13 protein-coding genes and 1 pseudogene are annotated in these 12263 nt (G+C 72.7%); 8 read left to right on the top strand and 6 right to left on the bottom strand.

Annotated elements, in window-relative coordinates; all coding sequences use genetic code 11:
* Nucleotides 1-173 precede the first annotated feature (173 nt).
* On the top strand, nucleotides 174-698 hold the full coding sequence (locus ACIRC0_RS01815; RefSeq protein ID WP_403609873.1) for an ATP-binding protein: 525 nt from the start codon (nucleotides 174-176) through the stop codon (nucleotides 696-698).
* A 213-nt stretch (nucleotides 699-911) separates the two neighbouring features.
* Here ACIRC0_RS01815 and ACIRC0_RS01820 read toward each other — a convergent pair whose 3' ends face one another.
* Complete coding sequence (locus tag ACIRC0_RS01820; RefSeq protein ID WP_403609876.1) at nucleotides 912-1199, bottom strand: SHOCT domain-containing protein; 288 nt, start codon at nucleotides 1197-1199, stop codon at nucleotides 912-914.
* Nucleotides 1200-1393: 194 nt separating this feature from the next.
* Here ACIRC0_RS01820 and ACIRC0_RS01825 point away from each other — a divergent pair, with 194 nt between their 5' ends.
* From ACIRC0_RS01825 to ACIRC0_RS01840, 4 genes and pseudogenes are all read left to right on the top strand, one after another.
* Nucleotides 1394-1954, top strand: coding sequence for a TetR/AcrR family transcriptional regulator (locus ACIRC0_RS01825; protein WP_403609879.1), 561 nt, complete (start codon nucleotides 1394-1396; stop codon nucleotides 1952-1954).
* An 8-nt stretch (nucleotides 1955-1962) separates the two neighbouring features.
* Nucleotides 1963-2100: a hypothetical protein gene (locus ACIRC0_RS01830; RefSeq protein ID WP_403609881.1), complete on the top strand. Its 138-nt coding sequence runs from the start codon at nucleotides 1963-1965 to the stop codon at nucleotides 2098-2100.
* Nucleotides 2101-2111: 11 nt separating this feature from the next.
* Nucleotides 2112-2696 carry a DUF4865 family protein gene (locus ACIRC0_RS01835; protein ID WP_403609884.1) on the top strand — a complete coding sequence of 195 codons (585 nt, stop codon included), beginning with the start codon at nucleotides 2112-2114 and terminating at the stop codon, nucleotides 2694-2696.
* 275 nt (nucleotides 2697-2971) lie between these two features.
* Nucleotides 2972-3186: pseudogene (locus ACIRC0_RS01840) on the top strand (LysR substrate-binding domain-containing protein); the annotation flags it as partial.
* A gap of 5 nt (nucleotides 3187-3191) precedes the next feature.
* On the opposite strand, the gene ACIRC0_RS01845 reads toward ACIRC0_RS01840, so the two are convergent.
* Together ACIRC0_RS01845 and ACIRC0_RS01850 are read right to left on the bottom strand one after the other, a co-directional pair.
* On the bottom strand, nucleotides 3192-4430 hold the full coding sequence (locus ACIRC0_RS01845; RefSeq protein WP_403609887.1) for an ROK family protein: 1239 nt from the start codon (nucleotides 4428-4430) through the stop codon (nucleotides 3192-3194).
* Nucleotides 4427-5116 (bottom strand): alpha-ketoglutarate-dependent dioxygenase AlkB family protein, encoded by a 690-nt coding sequence (locus tag ACIRC0_RS01850; protein ID WP_403609890.1) that lies wholly within the window; start codon nucleotides 5114-5116, stop codon nucleotides 4427-4429. Before ACIRC0_RS01850 ends, ACIRC0_RS01845 begins: the two co-directional genes overlap by 4 nt.
* Before the next feature lie 71 nt (nucleotides 5117-5187).
* Between ACIRC0_RS01850 and ACIRC0_RS01855 the strand changes: the two genes are divergently transcribed.
* Nucleotides 5188-6330, top strand: a complete 1143-nt coding sequence (locus tag ACIRC0_RS01855; protein ID WP_403609892.1) for a methyltransferase — start codon at nucleotides 5188-5190, stop codon at nucleotides 6328-6330.
* A 48-nt stretch (nucleotides 6331-6378) separates the two neighbouring features.
* On the opposite strand, the gene ACIRC0_RS01860 is transcribed toward ACIRC0_RS01855, so the two are convergent.
* A complete protein-coding gene (locus ACIRC0_RS01860) occupies nucleotides 6379-7263 on the bottom strand; it encodes a ketose-bisphosphate aldolase (protein WP_403609894.1) in 885 nt (294 codons plus the stop codon).
* Nucleotides 7264-7275: 12 nt separating this feature from the next.
* The gene (locus ACIRC0_RS01865; protein WP_403609896.1) at nucleotides 7276-8172 is read right to left on the bottom strand and encodes an SIS domain-containing protein; all 897 of its coding nucleotides are present in this window, start codon (nucleotides 8170-8172) and stop codon (nucleotides 7276-7278) included.
* Between the two features lie 132 nt (nucleotides 8173-8304).
* Here ACIRC0_RS01865 and ACIRC0_RS01870 point away from each other — a divergent pair, with 132 nt between their 5' ends.
* On the top strand, nucleotides 8305-9084 hold the full coding sequence (locus ACIRC0_RS01870) for a DeoR/GlpR family DNA-binding transcription regulator (protein ID WP_403609899.1): 780 nt from the start codon (nucleotides 8305-8307) through the stop codon (nucleotides 9082-9084).
* A 102-nt stretch (nucleotides 9085-9186) separates the two neighbouring features.
* Nucleotides 9187-11022, top strand: coding sequence for a glycoside hydrolase family 15 protein (locus tag ACIRC0_RS01875; RefSeq protein ID WP_403609902.1), 1836 nt, complete (start codon nucleotides 9187-9189; stop codon nucleotides 11020-11022).
* A 142-nt stretch (nucleotides 11023-11164) separates the two neighbouring features.
* On the opposite strand, the gene ACIRC0_RS01880 is transcribed toward ACIRC0_RS01875, so the two are convergent.
* Complete coding sequence (locus tag ACIRC0_RS01880; protein ID WP_403609904.1) at nucleotides 11165-12238, bottom strand: lactonase family protein; 1074 nt, start codon at nucleotides 12236-12238, stop codon at nucleotides 11165-11167.
* Nucleotides 12239-12263 lie beyond the last annotated feature (25 nt).

The following is a 12263-nucleotide window of genomic DNA, read 5'->3' on the forward strand; positions in this document are numbered from 1 at the left end:
TTACGCTGAAGAACCAGCCGCCGGTCACGACAGCGGGCGGCCCCCGTACGAAGCCGTTCCGCACCAGGCGGCCGGAGTACTCAGCCGCACAGCAGGCGGCGTGTACACCCGGCCACCCTGCTGGATCCGATCTCCGTGTCTTCTTCCGGACCTCAATTCGGGGAGTCGCAGCCGTGATCAGCCAGCCAAGCAGGCACTGCACGGTGGAGCTCCAAGCCCTGCCGTCGCGGATCGGCCAGGTCCGCAGAATCGTATCGGCGCAGTTGCGCTACTGGCATCTCGATTCCTTGATCGACCGGGCCGCGCTCGGTGTGACGGAACTGTTGACCAACGTCCACCTGCATGCCCAGCCCGACAAGACGTGCACCGTGGAGATGGAGTTGCTGCTGGACCGGCTCACCGTCTCGGTGCACGACCACGATCCGCGCCTGCCGGAGTTGCGCGCGCCGGATCCCTCCGCCACCAGCGGACGCGGTCTGGCGATGGTCGCCGCTGTGGCCGCCAGTTGGGGGGCGCGTCCGGACGGCGATTCGGGGAAGGTCGTCTGGTTCACGCTTCCCGCGCCGTCGGCGGCGCCGGCCGGGCCGGTGCGCAGCCGTACCCCGTACGAACGCGCCCTCGAGGCGCCCGCCCGCGGGCCGGCGGTCGACGAGCACACGACCCGACATGCTCCCGCCCGGTCCGCCGTTGCCGGCTGACCGGGCGGTGACCCCCTGTCCCTGAGGCAAGCCGGGATACGTGCGTCGGCGCCGACGTGACGGAGCCCGAGGGCCCCGTGATCACGGGGAACCGGCCGGCCGGAACGCCGACGCTCACGCAGTCCGGGCCGAGGCCCGAACGGCGGTGTCACCGCTGCCGTGGACCGTGGCGGCGCCGAAGAAGCGGGCGGCCGTCCGCAGGGCGAACGGTCGTCACGCGGCACCGCCCTTGCCGACACGGCCGAACTGTTCATCCAGGACGGACAGTCGGCGCCAGTACTCGTCCTCGTCGATCTCGCCGGATGCGAAGCGGCGGCCGAGCACCGCGATCGGCGAGTCCCCGGCGGGACGGCCGTCCACCGGACGCCAGGGGCCGCCGCGGTCACGCCGGGCCGTGCGGCGCAGCACGGTGACGGCGCCGACCACGACGGCCGCCCAGATCAGCGGGAAGAACAGGATCCACGGGCCGGGGCCGCCGTCCCAGTGAGCCAGGGTCTGCATCGTGAGGTCATCTCCCTCGGTGTGTTCTCGGGTGATGCCTCGAGATTCGCGCGAGGAGGGGGTCCAGGTCGTCGTACGGCCGGTGGCAATGTGCGTACCTCACGAGGAGTATGCGGGCGGACGGCCGTTGCTTCCCCGAAAGGTGCTTCCCCGAAAGGTCGCCTACTGTACCTACTAGTATGTACAGTAGCGTCATGAGCACCCCGGAGCGACTGATCGAGTCCACCCGTGAGCTGCTGTGGGAGCGCGGGTACGTGGGCACCAGCCCCAAGGCGATCCTGGAGCGCGCGGGCGCCGGACAGGGCAGCATGTACCACCACTTCAAGGGCAAGCCCGATCTGGCGCTGGCCGCCATCCGCCGCACCGCCGAGGAGATGCGGGCTACTGCGCGGGGCGTACTCGGCGCGCCCGGGACGCCGTACGAGCGGATCGAGGCGTATCTGCGGCGCGAGCGTGACGTACTGCGCGGCTGCCCCGTCGGCCGGCTGACGATGGACCCCGACGTCATCGCGAGCGCCGAACTGCGGGCACCCGTCGACGAGACGATCGACTGGCTGCGCGAAGAGCTCGCCGGAATCGTCGAAGAGGGCAAGGAGCAGGGTCAGTTCGCACAGGACCTGGATGCTGAGGAGATCGCGGCGACGATCCTCGCCACGGTCCAGGGCGGGTATGTCCTGGCCCGCGCCTCGGGTTCGCCGGCGGCGTTCGACGCGGGCGTACGGGGCCTGCTCTCCCTTCTCCGTCCGGCCTCCTGAGGAGTCACGTGCAGACCACGAGAAAGCGCCCCGACACCCGGCAGGGTTCGGCGGAGAGGACGCATCTCGCGGTCGTCGAGGCCGCCGAGGACGGCACGACCACCGAATGGGACGCGCACGTCCGCCCCGAGGACCATCCCGCCTGAGGAGGCACCCCATGCACGCGATGCAGTACGAGCTGACCCTGCCCGCCGACTACGACATGGACATCATCCGGGGACGCGTCTCCCGCATCGGGCACCTGCTCGACGACTGGGACGGCCTCGGCTTCAAGACCTTCCTGATGCGTGAGCGCGGGGTGCACGGCTCACCGGTCAACCAGTACGGGCCGTTCTACCTCTGGAACACCGTGGAGGGGATGAACGCCTTCCTGTGGGGTGGCGCCTTCCAGGGGCTCGTGGGCGACTTCGGGCGGCCGGTGGTGCAGCAGTGGACGGGGCTGGCGTACGAGGAGGGCGTCGCTGCGGCCTCCCCCGCCGTGGTGGCGGTGCGCCGTCGGCAACAGGTCCCCGACGGCCTGCCGCTGTCCGAGGTGATGGAGGACGCCGTGCGGGAGGCCGGTCGGCTGGCCGGGGAGGACGGCGCCGTGCTCGCGGCGGCGGCCGTCGACACGCGCCACTGGGAGCTGGTGCACTTCTCGCTCTGGGATCACGACACGCCCAAGGCGACGGGTGAGGTGTTCCAGGTGCTGCATGTGTCGGCGCCGGGCCGGGGTGAGCTGCCGCGGGGCCGTCAGTGGTGAGCTGCGTCCGTACGGTGCTGGGCGACGGGGGTGCCGCTGAGCGTCGGCCCGGCGCATGGCTCGATCCCACGGATCGTTGTCCCTACAGCCGCTTTCGGTCTCGGCGACCGACCCGAGGATGGGGGTGACAGGCCACGAACGTGAGGTCGCTCTCGGCGGTGACGGCGAGCCAGTCGCCGAGCGTGCCGTCCTCCTCGGTGAAGCCGTGCGCGCGGGCGTCGGCGGTCGAGGCGGAGCGGGGCGCAGACCCACGGTGACCGTGATGCCGGTACGGGAAGCCGGACTGCCACGAAGCCCTGTTGACCTTGGTCGCGCTCGGCTGCGGCACCGGTGTGGTGCCCCGGCTGGTCCTCGAACTCAGCGCCGTGCGCGACCCTCTGACCGTGATCCAGGCCGATCCGGCGCCCGAGGCCTTCCGATCGGCCTGTGCGTACGCCGGACGGATCTGCGCCGTCCGCTGGTGGCGGCGCTGTGGAGCCTGACCGCCTGAAGGCGTCAGGTGAGGGCGGCCAGTGGGTCGTCCAGTACCGGCTGCCACGCCAGCTCCGCCGCTCCGACCAGGCTGTTGTGATCGAGTGTGCAGGCGAGGACGGGGACTTGGCCGCTGCGGCCCCACAGGCTGCGGTCGGCGACGACGGCGCGCAGCCGCTCGGGGTCGGCGTCGAGCAGGGTGCGGTGCAGCCCGCCGAGGATGATGCGGTCCGGGTTGAGGATGTTGACCAGACCGGCGAGGCCGAGGCCGAGCCGGTCGATCAGCAGCTCGACGGCGCCGCGGACGGCCGGGTCGGTGGCGTACGCGGTGCGGATGAGGTCGTTGGCCTGCTGAAGCTGTGAGACCTCGGGACCGGCCTCGCGCCCGGCCGCCGCCAGGAAGGCCAGCGGGTCCGCCTCCACGTCGAGGCAGCCACGGCTGCCGCAGTGACAGGGGCGGCCCTCCGGGTTCACGGTGAGGTGGCCGACCTCGAGCGCCAGACCCGAACTGCCCGTGTGCAGCCGTCCGTCGAGCACCAGCGCGCCGCCCACGCCCCGGTGCCCGGTGGCCACGCACAGCAGGTCCCTGGAGCCGCGGCCCGCGCCGTGCCGGTGCTCGGCGAGCGCGGCCAGGTTGATGTCGTTGGCGGCGAAGGCGGGCCCGGTGATGCCGGCGGCGCGCACCCGCTCGGCGAAGATCTCCCGTACGGGCGCTCCCGCCGGCCAGGCGAGGTGCAGCGGGTTGAGCGCCAGGCCCTCGGGTTCGGCGACCGCGGACGGCACGGCGAGCCCGGCGCCCACGCAGCGCCGCCCGGTCTCGCGCAGCAGTTCGGCGCCCGCTTCGACGACCGAGCCGAGCACCTTGGCCGGGTCGGCGTCGACGGTCTCGCAGCCGGGGGCGGTCGCGACGATGCGGCCGCCGAGGCCGACGAGCGCGGCCCGGAAGCCGTCGGCGTGCACCTGGGCGGCGAGCGCGACGGGTCCGTCCTCGGCGATCTCCAGCCGGTGCGAGGGCCGGCCCTGCGTCCCGGCGGCGGCCCCCGGGTGGGCGTCGACGCGGATCAGGCCGAGCGCCTCGAGTTCGGCGGCCACCGCTCCGGCGGTCGCCCGGGTGACGCCCAGCTCGGCGGTGAGCACGGCACGCGTCGGCGCACGGCCGGTGTGCACCAGCTCCAGCGCGGGTCCGAGCGCGCCGCGCCCCCGGTCCAGCCGTGTCCGTGTGTTCCCTTCCCCTACCGCCCGGGGGCCCGCCTTACCGCTCATGAGGGCGAGTCTCCCATGATCCGCTCCGGGTCCCGGCGGAAGCCGCTGACCCTGAGGGTGATGTTCAGCCGGCCCGTCAGCCCCAACGCGGGCGGCGCGGTCCCCGGCCGCACCTTCGGCACCCCGTGGTAGGCGAGCCGCGCCGGGCCGCCGAAGACGAACAGGTCCCCGCTGCGCAGCTCCACGTCCGTGTAAGGGCGCGCCCGGGTCTCGGTGTTGCCGAAACGGAAGACGCAGGTGTCGCCGAGACTCAGCGACACCACGGGCGCGTCGGACGTCTCGTCGCTGTCGCGGTGCATCCCCATACGGGCGTCCGCGTCATAGAAGTTGATCAGGGCGATGTCGTACGGCTCCGACGGCACCGCCCGCGGGCCCAGGGCGGCCTCGACCGCGTCGCGGCCCAGTGCGGAGAGCCAGTCCGGGAGCGGCTTCACGGGGGCGCCGTCGCCGTCGACGACCGTGCGGGCGTACCCGTAGGGATACCAGTGCCAGCCGAGGCAGACCTGCCGTGAGGTCATCGTGCCCCCGCCGGGCGTGCGCACGGTCCGCAGTCCGGCCGGTGGGCGGGCCCACTCCCGGCAGGCGTCCAGGAGCCGCAGCTGACGGTCCGCGTCCAGCCAGTCGGGCACATGGACCGCGCCGGGGGCGACCTGTGCGCGGCTCCGCGGGAAGAGCTCGGCGTCCATGGCCCCATCATCACGTATCCGGCCCACCGGGGACGGGGCCCCACCTGCGGCTCGGCTAGCCTGGACGCACCATGAACGACCGATTGACCACGCCGTGGGGCGGGTACGCGCTGGCCCGCTTCCCGGAGGACCCCCGCGACCGGCTGCGTGCCTGGGACGCCTCCGACGCGTATCTGCTGCGGCACCTCGCGGCGAGCGGCACCCCGCTCGACGGTGCGGTCGTGATCGTCGGCGACCGGTGGGGTGCGCTCACCACGGCTCTCGCGGCGCACCGGCCGACACAGATCACCGACTCGTTCCTGGGGCAGGAGGCGACCCGCGCGAACCTCGCGCGCAACGGCGTCGACGCGGGTGCCGTCCGGCTGCTCAGCACCCGGGACGACCCGCCGTCCCGTGTCGACGTGCTCCTGATCCGCGTCCCGAAGAGCCTCGCGCTGCTGGAGGACCAGTTGCACCGGCTGGCGCCCGGTGTGCACGAGGGGACGGTGGTGATCGGCACCGGCATGGTCAAGGAGATCCACACCTCGACGCTGGAGCTGTTCGAGCGCGTCCTCGGGCCGACCCGTACCTCGCTCGCCGAGCAGAAGGCCCGGCTGATCTTCTGCACCCCCGACCCGGACCTCGACCGGGGCGGCAACCCGTGGCCGTACCGCTACCGACTCCCCGACGGCATCGGCCCGTTGTCCGGCCGGACCGTCACCAACCACGCGGGCGTCTTCTGCGCCGACCGCCTCGACATCGGCACCCGTTTCTTCCTCCAGCACCTTCCGCGCGGCCGGGGCGCCGAGCGGATCGTGGACCTCGGCTGCGGCAACGGCATCGTGGGGCTGGCGGCCGCGCTGGCGGACCCCGAGGCCGAGGTGCTGTTCACCGACGAGTCGTACCAGGCGGTGGGCTCGGCGGAGGCGACCTACCGGGACAACGCCCGGGGGCGGGCGGAGTTCCGGGTCGGTGACGGTCTGTCCGGGGTGCCCGCCGCGAGCGTCGACCTGGTCCTCAACAATCCGCCGTTCCACTCCCATCAGGCGACGACGGACGCCATCGCCTGGCGCATGTTCACCGGCGCGCGGCGCGCCCTGCGGCCGGGCGGCGAGCTGTGGGTGATCGGAAACCGTCATCTGGGCTACCACGTGAAGCTGCGCCGCCTCTTCGGCAACAGCGAACTGGTCGCGAGCGACCCCAAGTTCGTCGTGCTGAAGGCGGTCAAGAAGTAGCCGAACCCGCGACAGTCCCCCGCGTGGAGCGTGCGGGGGGGGGGACGCCTACGGGGGCGGGGACTCCGATGCGGGTGTGCCGCCGTCCCGCAGCACGGTCACGAGACGGGCCACGGTCCGGGCCATCGCCTCCCGTCCCACGCCGAGGTAGCCGCGCGAGTCGACCGCCTCGGGCCGCCCGGCGAGGAACTCCCGGATGGCTCCGGTCATCGCGACGTTCAGGGCGGTGCCGATGTTGACCTTCGCGATGCCGCCCGCGACGGCCGCGGTCAGTTCGTGGTCCGGCAGGCCGGACGAGCCGTGCAGCACGAGCGGTACGTCCAGGGCGGCACTGAGCCGTTCGATCAGGGCGTGGTCCAGTGCGGCCGTGCGCGTGGTCATCGCGTGGGTGCTGCCGACGGCGACGGCCAGCGCGTCGACACCGGTGTCCGCCACGTAGGCGGCGGCCTCGGCAGGGTCGGTGCGGGCGCCGGGTGTGTGCGGGTCGGGCGGCGGTTCGCCGTTCTTGCCGCCCACCTGCCCCAACTCCGCCTCGATCCACAGTCCTTGGGCATGCGCCCAGTCGGCGGCGGCGCGGGTCGCGGTGAGGTTCTCCTGGTACGGCAGCCGGGCCGCGTCGTACATCACGGAACCGAACCCGGCGCCGGGTGCCTGCCGGAGCAGGTCGTCGCTCTGGACGTGGTCGAGGTGGAGGGCGACGGGCACGGCGGCTCGCGCGGCGGCCGCGGCGGCGGCGCGGGCGAGCGGGAGGAGCCGTCCGTAGCGGTACTTGACGGCGTTCTCACTGACCTGGAGCACGACGGGGGCGTCGGCGGCCTCGGCGCCCGCGATCACGGCCTCGATGTGTTCGAGGGTGATGACGTTGAACGCGGCGACGGCACCGCCCGCCGCGGCAGCGGCGGCGATCAGCTCACCGGTGGGGGCGAGGGGCACGGCTGCTCCTTCTCACCTGGCGTGGGAATCGGGTGCGAGGATCACCGAACGGGTCAGATGGCGCGGCCGGTCGGGATCGAGTCGGCGGGCGGTGGCGAGGGCGACGGCGAGCCGCTGGACGCGGAGGAGTTCGGCGAGCGGGTCGAGGCCGCCGGCCACCCACAGCCCGCCCGTCTCCCGGACCTGTGCGGCCAGTTGGTCGGGTGCCTCGCCGAGCATCCAGGTCGCGGTCGTGCGGGTGGTGATGCTGATGGGGCCGTGCCGGTACTCCATCGCCGGGTATGCCTCCGTCCACGCCTGCGCGGCCTCGCGCAGTTTCAGCGCGGCCTCGTGGGCGAGCCCGACCGTCCAGCCGCGCCCCAGGAAGGTGAACTGCGTGCGCTGGACGAGCCCTTCGGGCAGCGGGGCCTCCAGGGCGGTGCGGGCGTCGGCGACCACGGCGTCCGAGTGCAGGCCGAGGTGGGCGCGGAGCAGGGTGAGGGCGGTGGTGGCGAACCGGGTCTGGACGACGGAGCGTTCGTCGGCGAAGCCGAGCTCGACCACCTCGTCGGCGCACTCCGTCACGGGCGTGCGCGCATCGGCGGTGATCGCGGTGGTGCGCACCTGACCGCGGAGCCGGCCGAGGAGGTCGAGGACCTCGGTGGTGGTGCCGGACCGGGTGAGGGCGACGACCCGGTCGTAGGCCCGGCCGTGGGGGAACTCCGAGGCGGCGAACGCGTCCGTCTCTCCCTGCCCGGATCGCTCGCGCAGCGCGGCGGCGGCCTGCGCCATGAAGAAGGAGGTCCCGCACCCCACGATCGCCACCCGCTCCCCCGCCGCCGGCAGCACGTCCTTGTGGCCCTGCGCGCTCTCGGCGGCGCGCGTCCAGCACTCGGGCTGGCTGGTCAGCTCCTGCTCGACGTACGTCATGCGCACCCTCCCAGCGATGCCAGTGATGCTTGTTCTTGCAAGATTGAGCCAGATTTCGCGCACGATCAAGCATTGCGACGCAAGTACGGTGCGCTAGGGTCACCCGCAAGGTCAAGGAAACGGAGAGTGGGGATGTCCCGCGACGCCCGCTGGAAGGCGCTGCTGGAGCTGCTCGTCGAGCGGGGCCGGCTGGAGGTCGAGGAGGCGGCGGCAGAGCTCGGGGTGTCGGCCGCGACGATCCGCCGCGACTTCGACCAGCTCGCGGAGCAGCAGATGCTGGTGCGCACCCGGGGCGGCGCGGTGGTGCACGGGGTCTCCTACGAACTGCCGCTGCGCTACAAGACCGCCCGCCGCGCCTCGGAGAAGCTGCGCATCGCACAGGCGGTGGCCGGTCTGATCACGCCCGGCGAGGCGGTGGGTCTCACCGGCGGCACCACCACCACGGAGGTCGCGCGGGCGCTCGCGGCGCGCGGCGACCTGGCCTCGGGCTCCCCCGCGCTGACGATCGTCACCAACGCGCTGAACATCGCCAACGAGCTGGCCGTGCGCCCCCAGTTCAAGATCGTGGTCACCGGCGGGGTCGCGCGACCGCAGTCGTACGAGCTGATCGGTCCGCTCGCGGACGGCGTACTCGGCCAGATCACCCTGGACGTGGCCGTGCTCGGCGTCGTGGCCCTGGACGTCACGCACGGCGCGGCGGCGCACGACGAGGCGGAGGCCGCGATCAACCGTGTGCTGTGCGAGCGCGCCGCGCGCGTGGTCGTGGCGGCGGACTCCAGCAAGCTGGGGCAGCGCGCCTTCGCGCGGATCTGCGCGGTGGAGTCGGTGGACACCCTGGTCACGGACACGGCGGCCGGGGCGGAGACGGTGCGGCGGTTCGAGGAGGCGGGCGTCCGGGTGATCACGGTCTGACGGCCCGAGACCGGGGGCGGATCCGCTCCCCCGTGCCGCCCCCTCGCCTTGCGCCTACTCTGGGACCTGCGGTGCGCGTACCCGGTGGTCAGGGAGGCTGCGATGGCCGAAACGCCGAGCGAGCAGTACGGGCCCGGGCACTCCCGGTACCTGCCGATCGCCGACCACGGTCTGATCGGTGACATGCGCACCGTCGCCCTGGTGGGAAGCAACGGCACCATCGACTGGTACTGCTGCCCCTCCTTCGACTGCCCGAGCGTCTTCGGCGCCATCGTGGACGCCGACCGGGGCGGGTGCTTCGAACTCGCCGCGACCGTGCCCGGCCGCACGAAGCAGTTCTACTTCCCCGACACCAACGTCCTGATCACCCGGTTCTTCACCGAGGACGGCGTCGGCGAGGTGCAGGACTTCATGCCCGTCGGAGCGGGATCCGTCGAGACCGAACGCCACCGGCTGATCCGGAGGGTCCTGTGCGTGCGGGGCTCCCTGCCCTTCCGGGTACGGGTGGCTCCACGGTTCGACTACGGCAGGCAGCCGCACACCCTGCGGCTGCTCGGTGACGTGGCGGTCTTCGAGTCCGCCGGCCTGTCACTGGCCCTGACCGCAACCGTTCCCCTGGAAGGCGACGACCGGGACGTGTGGGCGGACTTCAAACTCGCCGAGGGCGAGGCGACGGTGTTCGCGCTGGACCAGGTCGGTGAACATCTGGCGCCGCGCATGTGCGCACGCGTCGAGGCCGAGAACCAGTTCGCCGCCACGGTGGGGTACTGGAGGCGCTGGCTGCACCAGTCCCGCTACCGCGGTCGCTGGCGGGAGATGGTGCACCGCTCCGCCCTCACCCTGAAGCTGCTCACCTACGCCCCGACCGGCGCGATCCTGGCCGCGCCGACGACCAGCCTGCCCGAGCGGCTCGGCGGCGAACGCAACTGGGACTACCGCTACGTGTGGGTGCGCGACGCGGCGTTCTGTGTCTACGCCCTGCTGCGGCTGGGGTTCGCCGGCGAGGCCGAGGCGTTCATGAAGTTCGTGACCCGGCACATCACACCCGGCGACGGCGGACCGTCCGGCCCGCTGCAGATCATGTACGGCATCGACGGCCGCACCGACCTGCCCGAGTACGAACTCGACCACCTAGAGGGCCATCAGGGCTCCGCGCCGGTCCGGGTCGGCAACGCGGCCGCCGACCAGCTCCAGCTCGACATCTACGGCGCCCTGATCGACTCCATCTATCTCTACGACAAGTGGGCGCAGCCCATCTCCAGCGACCAGTGGGACGAGGTCTGCGCACTGGTGGACTGGGTCTGCGCCAACTGGGACCAGCCGGACGAGGGCATCTGGGAGACCCGCGGCGGCCGCAAGAAGTTCCTGTACTCGCGGCTGATGTGCTGGGTGGCGATCGAACGGGCCATCCGGATGGCCCGCCGCCGCGGCCTGCCCGCCGACATGGTGCGCTGGCTGCAGTGCCGCGACACCATCTACCGGCGGATCATGCAGCGCGGCTGGTCCGTCAAGCGCCAGGCCTTCGTCCAGCACGAGGACGGCGACGTACTGGACGCGTCCGTGCTGATGATGCCCCTGGCCAAGTTCATCGCGCCCACCGACCCCAAGTGGCTGTCCACACTGGACGCGCTCACCCAGGACCTGGTCTCCGACTCCCTGGTCTACCGCTACGACCCGCAGGCCAGCCCGGACGGCCTGCGGGGCGACGAGGGCACGTTCTCCATCTGCTCCTTCTGGTACGTCGAGGCACTGGTCCGCGCCGGACGGCTGGACGAGGCACGGCTGGCGTTCGAGAAGATGCTCACCTACGCCAACCATCTGGGCCTGTACGCCGAGGAGATCAGCCACACCGGCGAGCAACAGGGCAACTTCCCGCAGGCGTTCACGCACTTCGCCCTGATCAGCGCGGCGTTCAATCTGGACCGGGCGCTGGGGTGAGGCGGAACAGTGTGCCGCTGCTTCCGCTCTGCGCGCGCTTCAGACGGATCACGGCGGTGGCGGGGTGCGGTGTCGCCCGGCCGGGGTGATGCTCCTCGACGGTGTGCGCGTCGGCGCCGCGCAGGTCGTTGGTGCGGGGTCTTCAGACGGGAAGCGTGTAGACCACCGACGGGAGGGATGCCGCCGGGGCGGGCTGTTCGAGGGTGCCGTCGTCCCGGACCCGCAGCGCGGCGAGGGTGCCGCTGTGCTGGTTGGCGACGAAGAGGTGACCGGCCGTCAGGGTCAGGCCGCGGGGCCAGGTGCCGCCGCTGGGGAACTCGCCGATCGGCGTCAGGCCGGGGTCGGTGACCCGGAACGCGGCCACCGTGTCCGCTCCGCGGTTGGTCACCCACACGAAGCGCCCGCATGGCGAGGCGACGATCCCGCCGGGATAGTTGTCGACGTCCTGGGCCGTGGTGGCGGGCACGGCGGAGCCCGCCGTCAGGACGCCCGTCCCGGCGTCGTAGCGGTGGCAGGTGACGGTGGAGGAGAGCTCGTCGGCGCTGAACACCAGCTCGCCGCCGGGGGCGAACGCGAGGTGGCGGGGGCCGGAGCCCGCGCGCAGCCGGCTCACCGCGGTCTGTGTGAGGGTTCCGGCGCGGGTGTCCAGCACGTAGGCGAACACCGCGTCCGCGCCCAGGTCGGTGGCCAGCACGAAGCGGCGCGCCGGGTCGACGACGACCTGGTGGGCGTGGCTGCCCTCCTGGCGTCCTGTGACCGGGCCCGAGCCCTCGTGCTCGACGACGTCGGTCGGCTCGCTCACCCGCCCGTCCTCGTCGAGCCGGTGCACGGCCACGGTGCCGGGTGCGGTGTCGCTGCCGTAGTTGGCGGTCAGCAGCCAGCGGCCGTCGGGGTGGACGCTCAGATGGCACGGGTTCGTCCCGCCGCTGGGGACCGGGGTGCCCAGGGGCGTCAGAGCGCCGTCGGGCTGCCGGGTGACCGCGGTGACGGTTCCGGGGTCGGTCTCGTTCGTGCTGTAGACGACGTCCAGGGTCGGGTGCGCCGCCAGGAAGGAGGCGCCGCTGACGGGCAGCGGCGGCAGTCCGCTCTCGGGGGCCAAATGGCCGCTCGCCGGATCGAAGCGCACGGCGGCGAGACCGGCGCCCTCGCCCCCGGTGTCGGGAGTGTAGGAGCCGGTGAGGACGAGGAGGGGGCCGGACGAGGCAGGTGTGGGCATGGGGCTTCCCGGGACTTTCCTTGAA

Source organism: Streptomyces sp. NPDC093984, from assembly GCF_044764595.1.
Taxonomy (GTDB): domain Bacteria; phylum Actinomycetota; class Actinomycetes; order Streptomycetales; family Streptomycetaceae; genus Streptomyces; species Streptomyces cynarae.

Bases quoted from the DNA above. Each gene is read 5' to 3' on its own strand.
- ACIRC0_RS01820 (WP_403609876.1), bottom strand. From the start codon at position 1,199: ATGCAGACCCTGGCTCACTGGGACGGCGGCCCCGGCCCGTGGATCCTG.
- ACIRC0_RS01845 (WP_403609887.1), bottom strand. From the start codon at position 4,430: ATGAGCGGTAAGGCGGGCCCCCGGGCGGTAGGGGAAGGGAACACACGG.
- ACIRC0_RS01835 (WP_403609884.1), top strand. From the start codon at position 2,112: ATGCACGCGATGCAGTACGAGCTGACCCTGCCCGCCGACTACGACATG.
- ACIRC0_RS01875 (WP_403609902.1), top strand. From the start codon at position 9,187: ATGGCCGAAACGCCGAGCGAGCAGTACGGGCCCGGGCACTCCCGGTAC.
- ACIRC0_RS01825 (WP_403609879.1), top strand. From the start codon at position 1,394: ATGAGCACCCCGGAGCGACTGATCGAGTCCACCCGTGAGCTGCTGTGG.
- ACIRC0_RS01880 (WP_403609904.1), bottom strand. From the start codon at position 12,238: ATGCCCACACCTGCCTCGTCCGGCCCCCTCCTCGTCCTCACCGGCTCC.
- ACIRC0_RS01855 (WP_403609892.1), top strand. From the start codon at position 5,188: ATGAACGACCGATTGACCACGCCGTGGGGCGGGTACGCGCTGGCCCGC.
- ACIRC0_RS01870 (WP_403609899.1), top strand. From the start codon at position 8,305: ATGTCCCGCGACGCCCGCTGGAAGGCGCTGCTGGAGCTGCTCGTCGAG.
- ACIRC0_RS01850 (WP_403609890.1), bottom strand. From the start codon at position 5,116: ATGGACGCCGAGCTCTTCCCGCGGAGCCGCGCACAGGTCGCCCCCGGC.
- ACIRC0_RS01865 (WP_403609896.1), bottom strand. From the start codon at position 8,172: ATGACGTACGTCGAGCAGGAGCTGACCAGCCAGCCCGAGTGCTGGACG.